The organism is Burkholderia lata (assembly GCF_902499335.1).
Classification (GTDB): Bacteria; Pseudomonadota; Gammaproteobacteria; order Burkholderiales; family Burkholderiaceae; genus Burkholderia; species Burkholderia lata_B.
In genome coordinates this window covers 80,067-95,863 of sequence record NZ_CABVQK010000016.1, presented here as the reverse complement: position 1 = coordinate 95,863, position 15,797 = coordinate 80,067, and the positions used below count along the sequence as shown (strand labels likewise).

Annotated in this window: 13 protein-coding genes and 1 pseudogene; 9 read left to right on the top strand and 5 right to left on the bottom strand. The window is 66.3% G+C overall.

All coding sequences use genetic code 11. The annotated features are described in order from the left end of the window. Window positions 1-58 precede the first annotated feature (58 nt). The 6 genes from BCO18175_RS32480 to BCO18175_RS32455 all read left to right on the top strand — a co-directional run bounded on the left by BCO18175_RS32480 (window position 59) and on the right by BCO18175_RS32455 (window position 7,208). The gene (locus tag BCO18175_RS32480) at window positions 59-793 is read left to right on the top strand and encodes a cupin domain-containing protein (RefSeq protein WP_174987003.1); all 735 of its coding nucleotides are present in this window, start codon (window positions 59-61) and stop codon (window positions 791-793) included. A 2-nt stretch (window positions 794-795) separates the two neighbouring features. Then, window positions 796-2,121 carry an NAD(P)/FAD-dependent oxidoreductase gene (locus BCO18175_RS32475; RefSeq protein WP_174968705.1) on the top strand — a complete coding sequence of 442 codons (1,326 nt, stop codon included), beginning with the start codon at window positions 796-798 and terminating at the stop codon, window positions 2,119-2,121. A gap of 133 nt (window positions 2,122-2,254) precedes the next feature. Beyond that, window positions 2,255-3,532 carry an NAD(P)/FAD-dependent oxidoreductase gene (locus BCO18175_RS32470; RefSeq protein WP_174987001.1) on the top strand — a complete coding sequence of 426 codons (1,278 nt, stop codon included), beginning with the start codon at window positions 2,255-2,257 and terminating at the stop codon, window positions 3,530-3,532. After that, window positions 3,529-4,986 carry an aldehyde dehydrogenase family protein gene (locus BCO18175_RS32465; protein WP_174986999.1) on the top strand — a complete coding sequence of 486 codons (1,458 nt, stop codon included), beginning with the start codon at window positions 3,529-3,531 and terminating at the stop codon, window positions 4,984-4,986. Before BCO18175_RS32470 ends, BCO18175_RS32465 begins: the two co-directional genes overlap by 4 nt. A 68-nt stretch (window positions 4,987-5,054) precedes the next feature. Continuing rightward, complete coding sequence (locus tag BCO18175_RS32460; RefSeq protein WP_174986997.1) at window positions 5,055-6,242, top strand: M20 aminoacylase family protein; 1,188 nt, start codon at window positions 5,055-5,057, stop codon at window positions 6,240-6,242. A 63-nt stretch (window positions 6,243-6,305) separates the two neighbouring features. Beyond that, on the top strand, window positions 6,306-7,208 hold the full coding sequence (locus BCO18175_RS32455) for a GNAT family N-acetyltransferase (RefSeq protein ID WP_174986995.1): 903 nt from the start codon (window positions 6,306-6,308) through the stop codon (window positions 7,206-7,208). A 203-nt stretch (window positions 7,209-7,411) separates the two neighbouring features. Here the strand turns inward: BCO18175_RS32455 and BCO18175_RS32450 are convergent, their stop codons facing one another. The 4 genes and pseudogenes from BCO18175_RS32450 to BCO18175_RS32435 form a co-directional block, all read right to left on the bottom strand. After that, the gene (locus BCO18175_RS32450) at window positions 7,412-7,816 is read right to left on the bottom strand and encodes a cupin domain-containing protein (RefSeq protein ID WP_174986993.1); all 405 of its coding nucleotides are present in this window, start codon (window positions 7,814-7,816) and stop codon (window positions 7,412-7,414) included. Window positions 7,817-7,820: 4 nt separating this feature from the next. Next, window positions 7,821-8,287 (bottom strand): annotated as a pseudogene (locus tag BCO18175_RS32445) (carboxymuconolactone decarboxylase family protein). Window positions 8,288-8,481: 194 nt separating this feature from the next. Continuing rightward, a complete protein-coding gene (locus BCO18175_RS32440; protein ID WP_174987208.1) occupies window positions 8,482-8,982 on the bottom strand; it encodes an Ohr family peroxiredoxin in 501 nt (166 codons plus the stop codon). A gap of 301 nt (window positions 8,983-9,283) precedes the next feature. Continuing rightward, entirely contained in the window at window positions 9,284-10,804 is a 1,521-nt protein-coding gene (locus BCO18175_RS32435; RefSeq protein ID WP_174986991.1) for a PLP-dependent aminotransferase family protein, read from the bottom strand. Between the two features lie 195 nt (window positions 10,805-10,999). On the opposite strand from BCO18175_RS32435, the gene BCO18175_RS32430 reads away from it, so the two are divergent. The 3 genes from BCO18175_RS32430 to BCO18175_RS32420 all read left to right on the top strand — a co-directional run bounded on the left by BCO18175_RS32430 (window position 11,000) and on the right by BCO18175_RS32420 (window position 14,156). After that, entirely contained in the window at window positions 11,000-11,743 is a 744-nt protein-coding gene (locus BCO18175_RS32430; protein WP_174986989.1) for an SDR family oxidoreductase, read from the top strand. An 82-nt stretch (window positions 11,744-11,825) separates the two neighbouring features. Further along, window positions 11,826-12,863: a LysR family transcriptional regulator gene (locus BCO18175_RS32425; protein WP_174987206.1), complete on the top strand. Its 1,038-nt coding sequence runs from the start codon at window positions 11,826-11,828 to the stop codon at window positions 12,861-12,863. A gap of 618 nt (window positions 12,864-13,481) precedes the next feature. After that, window positions 13,482-14,156, top strand: coding sequence for a lytic polysaccharide monooxygenase (locus BCO18175_RS32420; RefSeq protein ID WP_174968798.1), 675 nt, complete (start codon window positions 13,482-13,484; stop codon window positions 14,154-14,156). Window positions 14,157-14,253: 97 nt separating this feature from the next. On the opposite strand, the gene BCO18175_RS32415 is transcribed toward BCO18175_RS32420, so the two are convergent. Next, window positions 14,254-15,657: a diguanylate cyclase gene (locus BCO18175_RS32415; protein WP_174986988.1), complete on the bottom strand. Its 1,404-nt coding sequence runs from the start codon at window positions 15,655-15,657 to the stop codon at window positions 14,254-14,256. Between the last annotated feature and the right edge of the window lie 140 nt (window positions 15,658-15,797).

Genomic DNA, 15,797 nt, shown 5'->3' with positions numbered 1-15,797 from the left:
TTCCGATATCGCGTGACCGATTTCGAACGAATCCGTCACGCACTGCACAGGAGCAGAAATGACCGCAGTTTTCGTGTTGCACCGGGCCGACGGTGCGCCGTCTTCCACCGCGTTCCGCAAAGAGGCGTTCGGCGCGAGCGATCCGTTCGCGTTGCATCGCGAGGTCGCGTGGGAAGGCCCCGACGCGATGGCCGCGGGGCGCATCGGCTTCATGGGCGAACTGGACGTGGCGAGCTTTCCGCACATCGAAACCCTCGTCGTCGTCCAGGGCGAGCTGACGCTCGAAGCGGCCGGGGCCGCACCGCTGGTGGTCGGCCCGGGACAGGGCGCCGTCATCGGCGGCGGCACGGCGCTGCGCATCGCCGCGCAATCGCCGGTGCGGCTGATGTTCTGCGCGGCAGCGTGCGCGCAACCGACGAAACGCGGCGTTTTCGCGCTGCACGCCGACGCGGACTTCAAACCGTCCGCCACGCTGCCGGCCGAGGTGCTGCTCGGCCCCGCGCCGCAATGCCGCAGCGACAACGTGTTCACCGACGACGGCGCCGGGTACTGCGCGGGCACGTGGGATTCGACGCCGTATCACCGGATCGTCCGGCCGCATCGCGCGAACGAGTTCATGTTCCTGCTGGACGGCGGCGTCCGGTTCGCGGCGCCCGACGGCAGCGTGCTGTCGCTCGGTGCGGGCGACGCGCTGTTCGTGCCGCGCGGCGCGTCGATGGGGTGGGAAAGCAGCGAACGCGTGGCGAAGTTCTACGTGATGCAGAACGTCAAACCCTCCACCGAACGAGACTGAGCATGTCCCCTCCGCTGCGCCATATCGAAACCTTGTCCACGCCGCCGGCCGCGGCCGACGTCGTCGTGATCGGCGGCGGCATCATCGGCGTCTTCACCGCCTACTATCTGGCCCGGCGCGGCGTATCGGTCGCGCTCGTCGAGAAGGGGCGCATCGGCGCCGAACAGTCGAGCCGCAACTGGGGCTGGTGCCGGCAGCAGAACCGCGACGAACGTGAATTGCCGATGGCCAGCAAGAGCATCGACCTGTGGGAGCGCTTCGCCGCCGAATCCGGCGAAGACACGGGCTTTCATCGCTGCGGACTGCTCTATCTCAGCAATGACGAAGCCGAATTGTCACGCTGGGCGAGCTGGGGCGAATTCGCGAAGACGGCGGGCGTGACCACCTACATGCTCGACAGCAAGCAGGCCGCCGAGCGCGGACGGGCAACCGGGCGGCAGTGGAAAGGCGGCGTCTTCTCGCCGACCGACGGCACGGCCGATCCAGCGAAGGCCGCACCGGCCGTGGCCGCCGCACTGATGAAGCTGGGCGGCAGCGTCCATCAGCACTGCGCGGCGCGTGGCATCGAACTCGAAGGCGGCCGCGTCGCGGGCGTCGTCACCGAGGCGGGCGTTATCAAGACGCGAACGGTCGTGATGGCCGGCGGCGCCTGGGCGTCGTCGTTCTGCCGCCAGCTCGGCATCCGGTTTCCGCAGGCGTCGATCCGTCAGTCGATCCTGAGCGTGTCGCCCGTCGAAACGCCGCTGCCCGATGCGATGTACACGTCCGGCGTGTCCATCACGCGCCGCAGCGATGGACGCTACGCATTGGCGATCAGCGGCCGCGCGCGCGTGGACCTGACGCCGCAGTTCCTGCGCTTCGCGCCGCAATTCGTGCCGATGTTCGCGAAACGCTGGCGCAACCTGCTGCCGGGCGGCCTCGAAGGCGTGCGCGGCGGCCACGAAACGTTGAAGCGCTGGCGCCTCGATGCGCCTACGCCGATGGAAGCCGTGCGCATTCTCGATCCGAAGCCCGACATGCCGACGGTCGCCGAAACGTACCGCCGAGCGTCCGAACTGTTGCCCGAACTGCGCGAAGCGAAGATCACGCACGCGTGGGCCGGGTTTGTCGACAGCACGCCGGACGGCGTGCCGGGCATCGGCGAAGTACCGGGCGTGCCGGGGCTGATCCTCGCGGCGGGTTTTTCGGGTCACGGCTTCGGGATCGGCCCGGGCGCCGGGCACCTGATCGCCGATCTGGCGTCCGGTGCGCAACCTTTCGTGGACCCGGCGCCGTACCGGCCCGGCCGGTTCAGCGAGTCCGCCTGGGGCAAGGTCGCGGATTTCTGATGCAACGCCGTCACATGGATGAGAGGCCGCCTGCATACGACGCGCATCGAGCCGGACCGCCCGCGAGCGGCCGGATCGGTGCGGTGAACGTTCGCCGGCCCGGCCGTGCGATGCGACAGCTTGGGAGTGCCTGATGCGTTTCAGTTCGTACTGGCTCGATACGTCGGAGCCATTCGTGAGCCACTCGCCGGAATTGCACGGCGGCAGTTGCGACGTGCTGGTGGTGGGCGGCGGAATCACGGGTTCGGCCGCCGCGCTGGCGCTGGCCAAGAAAGGCGCGCGCGTGATCGTCTGCGAGGCGGGCGCCGTCGGGCAGGCGGCCTCGGGACGCAACGGCGGCATGTGCAACAACGGCTTCGCGCAGGATTATGCGTCCCTGTCGCAACGTCTCGGCACGGAACTGGCGAACCGGCTCTATCTCGCGTTCGACGCGGGCGTCGACACGGTCGAGCGGCTGGTCAGGGAGGAGTCGATCGATTGCAATTTTGCCCGCACCGGCAAGCTGAAGCTCGCGGCGAAGCCCGAGCACTATGACAAGCTCGCGCGCAGCCAGGCATTGCTCGCGGCGAGCGTGGACCCCGACACGCGCCTCGTGACGAAGGCCGAACTGCGCGACGAGATCGGCTCGAACCGTTATCACGGCGGGTTGCTGTTCGGCAAGAGCGCGGGGATGCATGTCGGCCGATATGTGCGCGGCCTGGCGAGCGCCGCCCAGGCGCGCGGCGCACACATCGTCGAGCATGCGCCGGTGCTGGGATTGAAGCGGGACTCGCGTGGCAGCTATGCGGCGCGGACCCCGCTTGGCGAGATCCGTGCGCGCCAGGTCCTGCTCGCGAGCGGCATTTCGCACGTCGGGCCCTTCGGCTGGATTCGCCGCCGGATCGTGCCGGTCGGCGCATTCATCATCGTCACCGAGCCGTTGCCGCGCGAACTGCTCGACCGCTTGCTGCCGACGCGCCGGATGGTCACCGACACGAAGAATTTCGTGAATTTCTTTCGCGTCACGCCCGACAACCGGATGCTGTTCGGCGGGCGGGCGCGTTTTGCGGCGTCGAACCCGCGCTCCGACGAAAAGAGCGGCGCGATCCTGCGGCAGCAGATGGCCGCCGTGTTTCCGGAGCTGGCCGACGTACGCATCGACTACTGCTGGGGCGGGATGGTCGACATGACGGCCAACCGGCTGCCGCGCGCGGGCGAGCGCGACGGCGTTTACTACTCGATGGGCTATAGCGGCCACGGCACCCACATGGCGACGCTGATGGGCACGCTGATGGCGGAAATCATGGACGGACGCGCGGAGCTCAACCCGTGGCAGGGCTTCGACTGGCCGGCCATTCCCGGGCACTTCGGCAAACCGTGGTTCTTGCCGTTCGTCGGCGCCTGGTATCGACTCAAGGACACCCTCTCATGAATTCACCTGTTGATCACCTGCTGCAAGCCGGCAGGCTGGAGCGCTTCTTCATCGACGGCGACTGGGTAGCGCCCGACGGCGGCGACCGGTTCGCGGTCGTTTGCCCGTCCACCGAACACGCGTTGTGCGAAATCCCGCTCGGCAGCGCGCGCGACGCCGACCGGGCCGTCAGCGCCGCGCGCCGCGCGTTCGAGCGATGGTCCGCGACTTCACCGGATGAACGCGCCGCGCTGCTCGACCGCGTGCATGCGTTGATGGTGGAGCGCGCCGAACTGTTCGCGTTGGCGCTCGCGATGGAAATGGGCGCGCCGATCGGCTATGCGCGCGGCGCGCACGTACCGCTCGCGGCCGAACATATCCGGGTTGCACGCGACAACCTGGCGAGCTACGCGCTCGTCAGGCAGCGCGGCACGACCGCGGTCGTGCGCGAGCCGATCGGCGTATGTGCGCTGATCACGCCGTGGAACTGGCCGATCTACCAGATCACCGCGAAGGTCGGGCCGGCGCTCGCGGCAGGCTGCACGGTCGTGCTGAAGCCGAGCGAACTTTCGCCGCTCAGCGCGCTGCTGTTCGCGGAAGTGATGGCCGATGCGGGCGTGCCCGCCGGCGTATTCAACCTCGTGAGCGGCAGCGGCGATACGGTGGGCGCCGCGCTGTCGTCGCACCCGGAGGTCGACATGGTGTCGATCACCGGATCGACGCGCGCCGGCGTGCTGGTCGCGCAGGCGGCGGCGCCGACCGTCAAGCGCGTCGCGCAGGAACTGGGTGGCAAGTCGCCGAATATCGTGTTGCCGGATGCGGACCTGTCGCGTGCGATCCCGCCCGGCGTGGCTGCCGCGTTCCGCAACATGGGGCAATCGTGCAGCGCGCCGACCCGCATGATCGTGCCGCGCGCCGTGCTCGGCGCGGTGGAGGCGCTGGCCGTCGCGACAGCGCAAACGCTCGTGGTCGGCGATCCGTTCGACGAGGCCACGACGCACGGGCCGCTGGCCAATCGCGCACAGTTCGGGCGGGTTGCGCAGATGATCGACGTGGGCATCGACGAACGCGCGAAGCTGATCGCCGGCGGTCCCGGCCGGCCCGCGGGCCTCGAACGCGGCTTTTATGCGCGGCCGACGATTTTCTCCGAGGTGCGCACCGACATGGCGATCGCACAGCAGGAGATCTTCGGTCCGGTGCTCGCGATCCTGCCTTACGACACCGTGGACGAAGCGGTCGCCATCGCGAACGACACGGTCTACGGGCTCGGCGCCCACGTGCAGGGTACCGACATGGAACGCGTCCGCGCGGTGGCCGCCCGCATCCGGGCGGGGCAGGTACATCTGAACTACCCGGCATGGGATCCTCAGGCGCCGTTCGGCGGATACAAGCAGTCGGGCAACGGCCGCGAGTACGGGATCGAAGGCATGGAGGAGTACATGGAGATCAAGTCGATCGTCGGCTTTTACGACTGACCCGGCCGCTGCGCACGAGCGCACCGGCAATGCAGCCGGAAGCCCGCTACTTTTCGAAGGTGCCGAAATTGAACCACCCCGTCATCCCCGATACATCGCTGCAAGCGCATCACGCGCACTGGGCGAAATTGCGTCGCGACCTGCATGCGCATCCCGAGTTGCGCTTCGAAGAACACCGGACGGCCGACGTCGTCGCGAGCGAGCTGGAAGCGCTTGGCTATGCGGTGTCGCGCGGGCTGGGCGGCACGGGCGTCGTCGCGAGCCTGCCCGGCACCGATCCGGGCCGCGGCATCGTGCTGCGCGCCGATCTGGACGCGCTGCCGATCCACGAAGCCAACGATTTTGCGCATGCGTCGTGCACGCACGGGATCATGCACGCGTGCGGCCACGACGGCCATACCGTGATGTTGCTCGGCGCCGCACGCGTGATGAAGGCGCTGCCGCAGCTGCCCGGCAGCGTCCACCTGGTGTTTCAGCCGGGGGAAGAGGGCGGAGCAGGCGCGCGCAGGATGATCGACGACGGGCTGTTCGAGCAATACCCGACTGAGGCGGTATTCGGGATGCACAACTGGCCCGGCCTGCCTGCCGGCCAATTCGGGTTGCGCACCGGCCCGATCATGGCCGCCGGCTCGCGCTTCAGGATCACGGTGACGGGCAAGGGCGCGCACGCGGCGCAGCCGCATCTGGGCATCGATCCCGTCCCGCTCGCGTGCTCGATGGTGCTGCAGTGCCAGACCATCGCCGCGCGCCACAAGGATCCGGTGGACCCCGCCGTCATTTCCGTCTGCATGTTTCATGCGGGCACCACGGACAACGTGATTCCCGACACCGCCGAGCTGCGCGGCACGATTCGCACGCTGTCGTCGGCATTGCAGCAGCAATTGCAGCGCGACGTCCGGCTCACGTGCGAGGCGCTGGCGAGTGCCTATGGCGCGCAGGTCGACGTGGAGTTTTTCCAGTATTACCCGGCGACGGTCAACACGCCGGCCGAGACCGCGCTGTGCGAGACGGTGATTCGCGACACGTTCGGCGACGAACGCGTGGCCCGCGACGTACCGCCGAACATGACGTCCGAAGACTTCGGATTCATGCTGGAAGAACGGCCGGGCGCTTACGTGCTGATCGGCAATGCGCGGGCCGGCGCGGCCGCGCCGGCGCTGCATCACCCGAAATACGATTTCAACGACGACATCATTCCGGCCGGCGTCCGGTACTGGGTCGCGTTGGCGCAGCATTACTTCGCGCGCTCGCCATGATGCGCGAAGCCGGCGTTGACGTGGTGCCGTGGCGCACGACGACACCTTTATGAGGATTGCTTGATGAAACGGGAAAACGAGATGAACGATTCCGACACGTTGCCGGCGCTTCGCTACCGGCGCTTCACCGCGGCGGACGTCCCCGCGGCCCATGCCCTTTCCATCGCGCTCCGCTGGCCGTTCAGGGCGGAAGACTGGCAGTTTTCCGCCGACACGTCGACCGCGTTCGCGGCAGAGGAAAACGGCGTGGTCATCGGCACGGCGATGTGCTGGAAGTACGGTGTGGATCGCGCCGCGATCGGGCATGTGATCGTCTCCGACGCGCATCAGGGCCGAGGCATCGGCCGCAAGCTGATGGAGATGCTCATCGACGAGCTGGGGACGCGCATCACGTTTCTGCATGCGACGCCGGCCGGCCGGCCGCTGTACGAGAAGCTGGGCTTCAACGTGTGCGGATCGCTGAGCCAGTATCAGGGGAACGTGGTGCGGCCGGCCAACGTGGTCCTGCCCGATGGCGTGCGGCTGCGGGCCGGATCGCCGGCCGACTGGCCGCGCCTCGTCGAGCTGGACGCGCGTGCTTCCGGTCTCCAGCGCGATGAGTTGATGTCGGCGCTGTTCCAGCGTGGTGAAAGCGTCGTGCTCGAACGCGACGGCGAGGTGGTCGGGTTCTCGGTGCTGCGGCGCTTTGGCCGCGGGTACGTGATCGGCCCGGTGGCGGCGCCGCGCGCGAGCGACGACGCGTATGCGAAGGCGCTCGTCAGCCATTGGCTGACGCAACGGGAAGGCGAATTCGCCCGCATCGACGTGCCGGACGGGACCGGTTTGCCGGACTGGCTGGCCGAGCAGGGTTTGGCGCGGGTCGATACGTGTTCGAAGATGGTGCGCAACGCGCCGGCTTCGGCGCACGAAGGGCCGGCCGACCCCGTCTGCGGACAGTACGCGCTCGTCAGTCAGGCGATGCTGTAGCCCTCGGCGACACGCGCGGGCTTGCCTCGCGCGTGCGGTGACGTCAGTGCGCCCGGCGCGGTTGTTCGTCGATCGTGCGGGCCAACGGTGACCGGAACACGGGGCGTGCAGGCCCGATAGCGCTCCGCCTGGCGGCGCCCCATGCTAGCCGTCAGGATGCCTGCGTGGCGGCCCGGCGTTGCCGGGCCCCGGTAGCGATCGCGCTACTTCACCGGTGTCAGGACCGGCGCGCCCTTGTTCTTGATCAGAACCACGATGAATTTCGCCGGCTTCGTGCTGCTGGCGTTTCGTCCGACAGTGTGCACGTCGTCCGGTCCTTCATGAAACGTGTCGCCGGCATGGAGCGTGACCGTTTTCCCGCCGTTCAGGCCCATCACGATGCTGCCGTCGAGCACGTAGACGAATGCGTGTGCATCGTGGCGATGCACGGGATCGACGGCGCCGGGCGGATAGTTCACGGCGATCATCTCCACTTCCTTGCCCGGATACTCGGGCAACGGCTCCGTGGTCAACTGCGTCACCGTCGCCTGCGGTGCGGCGGCCGCCGGTTGAACGGGAATCAGGAGCGACAGCGCGAGCGGGGCAAGCGCCAGCATGATGCGTTTCATGTCGTTACTCCAGGTTGGCCTTGTCGAGCCCGAACATCTTGTCGAACGAGCCGGGCACGATGCGGAAGGCGACGTTCAGCCGGTTCCAGCAGTTGATGGCGCCCACGAGGAAGGTGAGATCCGACAGCTCCTTCTCGGCATAGTGGGCCCGCACGCGTTCGTAGAGATCGTCGGGCACGCCATGCGTCGGGAGATGCGTCAGTGCTTCGGTCCATTCGAGCGCGGCGAGAACAGCGTCGACTCGCGCCAGATCGCGACGTGATGCAGGCGCAGCTCGCGCTCGCCGTGGATTTTCGCCATCTTGGTGTGCATGTCGACGCAGAACGCGCAGCCGTTGAGTTGCGATGCGCGAATCTCGACGAGCTCGCGGATCGGCATCTCGATCGTCGTCTTCTGAAACAGCCCGTCGAGTTCGACGAGCTTCTTGGTCAGCTCCGGCGATTGCTGGAAGTAGTTGATACGTTGCGTCATGATCCGTTCTCCTGATCGGTGGAAGCAGTGCCGCTGGCCCGGCACATGCCGATTCATTGCGGGACCTGCCTGGCGATCATCGTAAGCGCGGGCCTCACAGGTCAGTAGTGCCGGGAGCGTGCGCACTCTGTTGCCGCTTCGGCACCAATCGCCCGGCGGATGCGTCGGTGCGTCGGCACACCGTTGACGTTGCGTCACGCCGACACGACGACGACACTGCAGATTCCTTGCCGGGCCATCTTCGTATAAGGGCACAGGCGCTCCGTGTCGCGCACAAGACGTTCCGCGACGTCTCGCTCCACACCCGGCATGCGGACGGTGACGTTGGCAATCAGCGCATATCCGCCATCGACGGGATCTCGGCCGAACGACACTTCGGCCGCCACGGTCGCTTGCCGGATGTCGATGTTCTCGCGTTGCGCGAGCAGGCTCAGGGCACCGTGAAAACACGCGGCATAGCCGGCTGCAAAAAGCTGTTCGGGATTGGTGCCGCCGCCCGGGCCGCCAAGTTCGGTGGGCAACCGCAGATCGAGGATCAGACACCCGTCGTCGGATCGCACGATGCCCGATGCACGGCCGTGGCCTGTTTCGCCGCCGGACACGGTGACGCGCGCCGTGTGGAGCGGCTGAAACGCGTGGCCCCGATACCGGTCGAGAAGGGAGAGCGGAGGGGCCTGGAGCTTAGGGGCGTTCATGATGCGTGCTCGAATGCGGCGCCGCTTCGATTCCCGGTCATGCATGTGTCGAAGCGTGTGGCGAATGGGGTTGCGCGGCCCGGGGTGGATTTCGTCTTCAAGGACGGGCGGCGCGAACGATCGCATGCGGAACGCGGCGATCCTCCGGTGCAGCCCGATCCGTGGTGGCTCTACGGAGCAAGACGCTTCCATGCTAGAGGCGCGCAGATGGCGACGGTATGGCCGCCCGGGGCGATTCAATGTTTCCCGTCGGACACCAATCGGGATCGTGACGCGACACCCGGCCGGCGCGAGCCGTGCGTCAGCGGCCCAGGCAGGCGCGCAACGTTCGTGCGTGACGTTGCGCTTCGTCCGCGTCGGCGATGTTCGCGAACCCGATGACGAGGCCGCGCGGCGTTTGCTGCGTGTGGCTGTTCGCGTACCAGATCGACAGCGGCAGGACCGCGAGGCCCGCGTCGCGTGCGCGTGCGGCGACGGCGACGTCGTCGACCGGTCCGTCGGGCCCGTCGGTGAACTGCACCGCGAACTGGATACCGCCCACCGGCAATTCGACGATCAGCCGCTCGCCGAACGCCTGCCGCAACGCGTGCACGATCAGCGTGCGGCGCTCAAAGTACAGCGCGCGCATCCGCTTCAAATGCCGGGCAAAGTGCCCCTGTTCGATGAAGTCGGCCAGGGCCGCCTGCAGGAGCGTCGGCGATCCGGCATTCATGCTGCATGCGACGCGTTCGACACGCTCCACCGCGCGCTCCGGCACGACCGCGTAGGCGAGCCGCAAGCCGGGGTACATCGCCTTGCTGAAGGTGCTGCAATAGATCACGTGATCCCGCCGGTCGAGACTCTTCAACGCGGGCAGCGGGCGGCCGAGATAACGAAACTCGCTGTCGTAGTCGTCCTCGACGATCCACCCGGACGTCTTGGCGGCCCAATCCAGCAGCGCAATGCGGCGGGACAGCGACAGCGTATGCCCGAGCGGGCTCTGGTGCGACGGCGTCACCATCGCGAAGCGTGCCTGCGGGTCCAGCTGCATGCCGCGCTCGACGTCGATCCCTTCGGTGTCCACCGGCACCGGAACGAGTTGCACGCCGGTCTCGGACAGGAAACTGCGCGCGAGCAGATAACCGGGATCCTCGAACCACACGCGGTCGTTCGGACGTGCGAGGCTGCGCAGCACGAGTTCCAGCGTGGCGCGGTAGCCGCCGGTGATGAATACCTGTTCCGGCATGCAGGTCACGCCGCGCGACAGCGCCAGATAGGTCGCGATGTGTTCGCGCAGGGGCCGGTAGCCGGCCGGATTCGGGTAGCCCAGCAGTGCGCGTTCGCTGCTGCGCGCGCGCAGCGACACGAGCCGGTGCCAGACCTTGCGTGGAAACGCATCGAGCGCAGGGAGGCCCGGTTGCAGCGGGCGCGGCTCGCCGCTCAGCGCGACGGCGATCGGCTGTGGACGCAGCGGCGGCGGGTTGTCGCCCGGTGCGGCCGACGCCCGATGCGGATCCGCCTGTTCGGCGTGCCGTGCCGGTGCGTCGGCACGTGCGGGCATCGGCCGCGTCACCGATTTCGGCAGGGACGGCGATACGAACGTGCCTGCCGCGCCGCGCATTTGCAGGTATCCCTCGTCGACCAGGATCGTGTAAGCCTGTTCGACGGTGCCGCGCGCCGTGTTCAGTTGCGTCGCGAGGCCGCGCAATGCGGGCACGCGGTCGCCGGGACGCAGATGGCCCGCGGCGATCGCGGTTCTGAACCGCTCGCAAATCTGCAGATAGATCGGCAACTGTTGCTGCCGGTCGATCTCGATGGTCAGTGGGGGCGTTTGCTCAGGCATCACGGTCTCGTGGGTCACGGAGAGCGGACAGGGCATGGACCAGTCCGATCGACGATTCTTGGCACTTATGGATAGGACATGATTCTTCCACAATTGCGCCACGTGATGCGACGGCCATCGCTGCCTCCATCGGATCCGGTACCCTTCACGTCGGCCTCGCATTCCCGTCACACCCAATCGTCAGGAGATTTTGCGATGAAGATCGTTGTCATCGGTGGTTCGGGCCTCATCGGCTCGCGTGTCGTCACGCTGCTCGGCGAAGCCGGCCACCAGGCGCTGGCCGCGTCGCCGCGCACCGGCGTCAATACCATCACGGGCGAAGGCCTGACCGACGCATTGACGGGCGCGGACGTCGTCGTGGACGTGGCGAATGCGCCGTCGTGGGAACCGCAGGCGGTACTGGACTTCTTCCGCACGTCGGCACGCAATCTCGGCAAGGCCGAAGTGGCCGCGGGCGTGCGCCATCACGTCGCGCTGTCGATCGTCGGCTGCGACCGGATGCCGGAGAACGGCTATTTCCTGGCCAAGGTCGCGCAGGAACAGGCGATCGAAGCAGCCGGCGTGCCGTACACGATCGTGCGTGCGACGCAGTTCATGGAATTCATCGGCGGCATCGCGGATTTCGGCACGCAAGACGGCACGGTCCGCATCGGCGACGGCCTGTTTCAGCCGATCGCCGCGGAAGACGTGTCGGCACTCGTCGCGCAGGTCGCGCTCGCCGGGCCGCAGAACGGCACGGTCGAGATCGCGGGCCCGGACCGCGCGCCGTTCGCGGAGATCGTCGCGCGGTATCTGAAGTCGGTCGGCGATACGCGTACGGTCGTGACCGATCGCGACGCCCGTTACTACGGCGGCCGCGTCGAGGAGAAATCGCTGGTGCCGCTCGGCGACGCGCGGCTCGGCCGTATCGGTCTCGACCAGTGGCTCGCACGAAGCTGAGTCGCGTTCGCACGTGCAGCGGTTCGCCGGCGCAGGCCGGCGACGGGCAACCGGAGCGAGCGACATGTCTGGGGAAGCGGAAATGAATCAATCGGATACAGCGGAGCACGGTGTTCGTCGCGACCTGGCCGGTCGTGCCGATGCACTCTCGGCGAGCTTCGGTGCGAGCTACGCGGGCATCCTTGCGTTCGTCGCGGTGGCGAGCGAGGGCAGTTTTACCAAGGCCGCCGAGCTTCTCGGCGTCGGCCGGCCTGCCGTGAGCCGGAACGTCCAGAAGCTCGAGGCGCAGTTGAGTACGCGGCTGTTCCAGCGGACCACGCGCATGACCGAACTGACGTGCGAAGGCCAGCGATTCTTCGAGAACTGCCACCAGGGCGTCGCGCAGATCGTCGAGGCCATGAACGACATGCTGGAACTGCGGCAGGGGCCGCCGCGCGGCCTGATCCGGATCAGCTCGGCGGTGGGATTCGGCCGGAAAATCGTTGCGCCGTTGCTGGAAACGTTTGCACAGGCATACCCCGACATCGTCTTCGATCTGCTGCTCGACGACCGGCCGATCGACCTGGTGTCGGAACGGATCGACGTGGCGTTTCGCAATGGCCGCATCGAGGACTCCAGCATCATTGCGCGGCAACTGATTCCAATGCAGATGGCGCTTTGCGCGGCACCGTCTTACGTGGCGAGGCACGGGCTCCCGCAGAGCCTGGAGGAGCTCGACCGGCACGCGTGCATCAACTTCCGTTTTGCGAGCGGCCGCATCTTCGAATGGGAATTCAACGTCGATGGCCGAGTACAAAAGTACCTGCCGGCCTCACGCCTCACGTTCAATGACGCCGATCTGGTATTGCAGGCGGTTCTGAATGGGGCGGGTATTGCACAGATGGCGGGCTATCAGATTCGCGACCATCTCGCCTCGAACGAGCTGGTCGTCGCGCTGGCGAAGCATGTGCCGGAAGATCGCGGCCACTATATCTGCTATCTCAGCCGGCAACATCTTCCGACGCGCATTCGCACCTTCGTCGATTTCATGACCGAGCAGATACGCGCACTTGACCTGAACTGCATGACCCGGTTCAACCAGGATCTCACGGTTGCTTCGTCGACGGGATTGGCTGCCTGAAGAATTCGTTAGCGAAGACGCTCAGGGCCAGCGGTGAATCTGTCGGGCATCACGCTCGGCGGATCAGATGAAAATCCGGAAGCGTTCGGCACACGAACGGAATGATGAGGCCTGGCGAGAGAAATGCCGCGCCTGAAGTGACGGCTGGCGGGGTGGTTCGCCCAGGTTCTCTGCAATCCGTCCACGCCCCGTCGCAATATTCGAAAACGAGCCCCGAAACGCAAAACCGCCTGCCGAACGATCGCTAACGGTGTTTTAAATGAATTGGCGGTTTATTCAATGCCGCAATTTAAGTCGAGTCAAAATCGGGTTGAAATGGAAAATGATTCGCGAATTTGATTAAAATTAAAAAACTATCAATGCGGGACGTTTATTTTTCCGATTTTTGCGGATAAGGTTCGGTTCGGTGAAAGTGATTTGTCAGGAAGCGTGGCGATCAATCATCGCCCGCCACGGTTTCATTTGACCGCCGCTTTTGCCGATCAGTGTGCGCGACGACGTGTCGGCAGGAATCCCTGCCAGGGATCTTGCGGGAGGCTCGAAGTGCGCATCTCCGTTCCGACATCAATGTCATGAGGGCTCATGAAAAAGATCATCCGCAGATACGTTGCTTCCGTGATGCCATGCTCGTTGGCCGGCGTGGCACTGCTGGTCGCGGCGGCCGGTGCTCACGCGCACGGTCGTTTGACCGAACCGCCTTCGCGCATCGTGCTGTGCACGCAAGGCCAGAATCCGAACTGCCCGGTCGACGCCTGGCACGCGAACGCGATGGAGAACGGCAAGTTCTTCCCTGCGACGCAAAGCGGCCTGTCCGATCCGTTCGCGCCGGCCGACGCGAAGAATGCCGCACCGCCAGCGGACGGTGAAATCGCCGGCGCCAGCACGAATGGCCCGCTGCCCGTGCTGAACGAGCAGTCGCCGAGCCGCTGGCAGAAGATCCCGTTACGTCCGGGCGCATTGCAGAATTTCAAATGGGAATTCAGCGCGGTCCACAAGACGCGTCGCTGGAACTACTTCATTACACGCGCCGACTGGAACCCGTCGGAAAAGCTGACGCGCGCGCAGTTCGAGCCCACGCCGTTCTGCACGATCCAGAATCCCGGCCAGCCATACTGGGACCCGAACGCGAACCTGGTGCCGCAGCAGCCGACCATTCACCAATGCCGGCTGCCGGTGCGTAGCGGCTACCACGTCATCCTTGCGGTCTGGGAAGTCGCGGATACGGCGATGGCGTTCTATCAGGTCGTCGACGCGACGTTCACCAATGGCGATACGACACGCAGCCCGTTCTGATACTGCTGCGACATGACGCGCCCGGCGATGGCCGGGGCGTCATGAATTGAAGAACGCCCGCCGGCGGCGCGGCGGACGGCACTGACACGGCAGCCGGCTACCCGGCGACCACCTGGTTGCGACCGAGATGCTTCGCGCGGTACAGGCGTTCGTCCGCCTTGCGCAGGATCGCGTCGATCGTCTCGCCGTCCCTGCCGAATTCGGAGGCGCCGACACTCACGGTGACCTTGATCGGTGCGCCGATGCCTGCTTCGAACGGCGCGCCCGCGACCGCCGCGCGGATGCGCTCGCCGATCGACTGGGCGGTGTCCAGCGCGGCTTGCGGAAGCAGCACCATGAATTCCTCCCCGCCCACCCGCGCGACGCCATCGTACGGCCGGATCGCATCGGCGCATTTGTCGACGAAGCGTTGCAACACCTGATCGCCGGCCTGATGCCCGTAACTGTCGTTGATCGCCTTGAAGTGGTCGAGATCGAGCGCGAGCAACGAGAACGGCGCGCCATTGCGCTTGGCCCGGTTGATTTCCGCTTCCACGCTTTCGATGAATTGCCGCCGGTTGGTCGCGCCCGTGAGCGGGTCCGTGGCCGCCAGGTGCTCGAGCTTTTCGTTGGTCCGTTGAAGTGCCTGCAGGGCGCGCTCCGTCCTCGCCATCGCTTCCCTCAACCGGGCAAACAGTTCTGCCTGGCTGTAGATCTTCGAAAACGAACGGGTCGTATGAAAGGCCTGCACCACGCCGAAACTGAGCAGGAAGAAGCCGGCCGCGAAAATTGCATGCGCCAGCCACCACATGTGATTCCACGGCCGCCCGAGGATGAAGGCGAGCGAGGAGAGCGCGAACGACGTCACCGAAATGCCGTAGATCGTCATCAGCGGCGAGCGGATGCGGCGCACGACCAGCGCAACGACGTTCACGATCGAGAGCAGCAGTGCGCCGCCCTCCATCGACAGGCGTACCCACGGGTTGCCGGCCACCGGCGAGAAGGCGATCACGGCGACCGCGGCGTCGACGAGCCCGAACAGGGCGAGCCAGGGTAACCAGGTGCGGGGATCGGCGCGGGTTGCCGCGCTGTCTGCCTTGTGACTGTAGGTGAGCTGCCCGACAAGGATCAGGATCGACATGGCCAGGCGCGACGCCGGCCCGTACAGCAGGAACAGCCAGATATTGTGATGCGCCATGCCGGTGAACAAGCCATGCAGCGCATAGATGAGGGAAAAGCCCAGAAAGCCCAGCGTGAGCCAGCGCAGCAACGGTTCACCCGACAGGCGATAGCAGCGCCAGCAGACATAGGTGACGAACGCGCCCTCGAGCGTGGCGATCGCGATCGCCAGTTCGTGAAAGGCGTGGTTCTCGAATTTCAGCGATGGATCCTGGAAGACGTACAGGTAGGCGATCAGGTACGCAGGCACCAGCGCGAAGCCGACCAGCAATAACCTCGCGTACATCCGGGTGACCAGTTGGGCGGTGCGGGCCGACTCTTGGGCGGCGACATTGACGGTCATGATCTGCCTCCGGTTTCGGTGGATGCATCAAGGATGAGAACGGCAACCACGACGTCATGGCGGGTCGGTCGCCAATAAAATGAAGCACGATCGCAGCGCCTGAATTTCGTCACCTTGAACAATAATCCAGATGGCTGCGA

Excerpts from the sequence above, each read along its gene's own strand:
- BCO18175_RS32480 (WP_174987003.1), top strand. The coding sequence starts at position 59 with ATGACCGCAGTTTTCGTGTTGCACCGGGCCGACGGTGCGCCGTCTTCC.
- BCO18175_RS32475 (WP_174968705.1), top strand. The coding sequence starts at position 796 with ATGTCCCCTCCGCTGCGCCATATCGAAACCTTGTCCACGCCGCCGGCC.
- BCO18175_RS32470 (WP_174987001.1), top strand. The coding sequence starts at position 2,255 with ATGCGTTTCAGTTCGTACTGGCTCGATACGTCGGAGCCATTCGTGAGC.
- BCO18175_RS32465 (WP_174986999.1), top strand. The coding sequence starts at position 3,529 with ATGAATTCACCTGTTGATCACCTGCTGCAAGCCGGCAGGCTGGAGCGC.
- BCO18175_RS32455 (WP_174986995.1), top strand. The coding sequence starts at position 6,306 with ATGAAACGGGAAAACGAGATGAACGATTCCGACACGTTGCCGGCGCTT.
- BCO18175_RS32450 (WP_174986993.1), bottom strand. The coding sequence starts at position 7,816 with ATGAAACGCATCATGCTGGCGCTTGCCCCGCTCGCGCTGTCGCTCCTG.
- BCO18175_RS32440 (WP_174987208.1), bottom strand. The coding sequence starts at position 8,982 with ATGAACGCCCCTAAGCTCCAGGCCCCTCCGCTCTCCCTTCTCGACCGG.
- BCO18175_RS32435 (WP_174986991.1), bottom strand. The coding sequence starts at position 10,804 with ATGCCTGAGCAAACGCCCCCACTGACCATCGAGATCGACCGGCAGCAA.
- BCO18175_RS32430 (WP_174986989.1), top strand. The coding sequence starts at position 11,000 with ATGAAGATCGTTGTCATCGGTGGTTCGGGCCTCATCGGCTCGCGTGTC.
- BCO18175_RS32425 (WP_174987206.1), top strand. The coding sequence starts at position 11,826 with ATGAATCAATCGGATACAGCGGAGCACGGTGTTCGTCGCGACCTGGCC.
- BCO18175_RS32420 (WP_174968798.1), top strand. The coding sequence starts at position 13,482 with ATGCCATGCTCGTTGGCCGGCGTGGCACTGCTGGTCGCGGCGGCCGGT.
- BCO18175_RS32415 (WP_174986988.1), bottom strand. The coding sequence starts at position 15,657 with ATGACCGTCAATGTCGCCGCCCAAGAGTCGGCCCGCACCGCCCAACTG.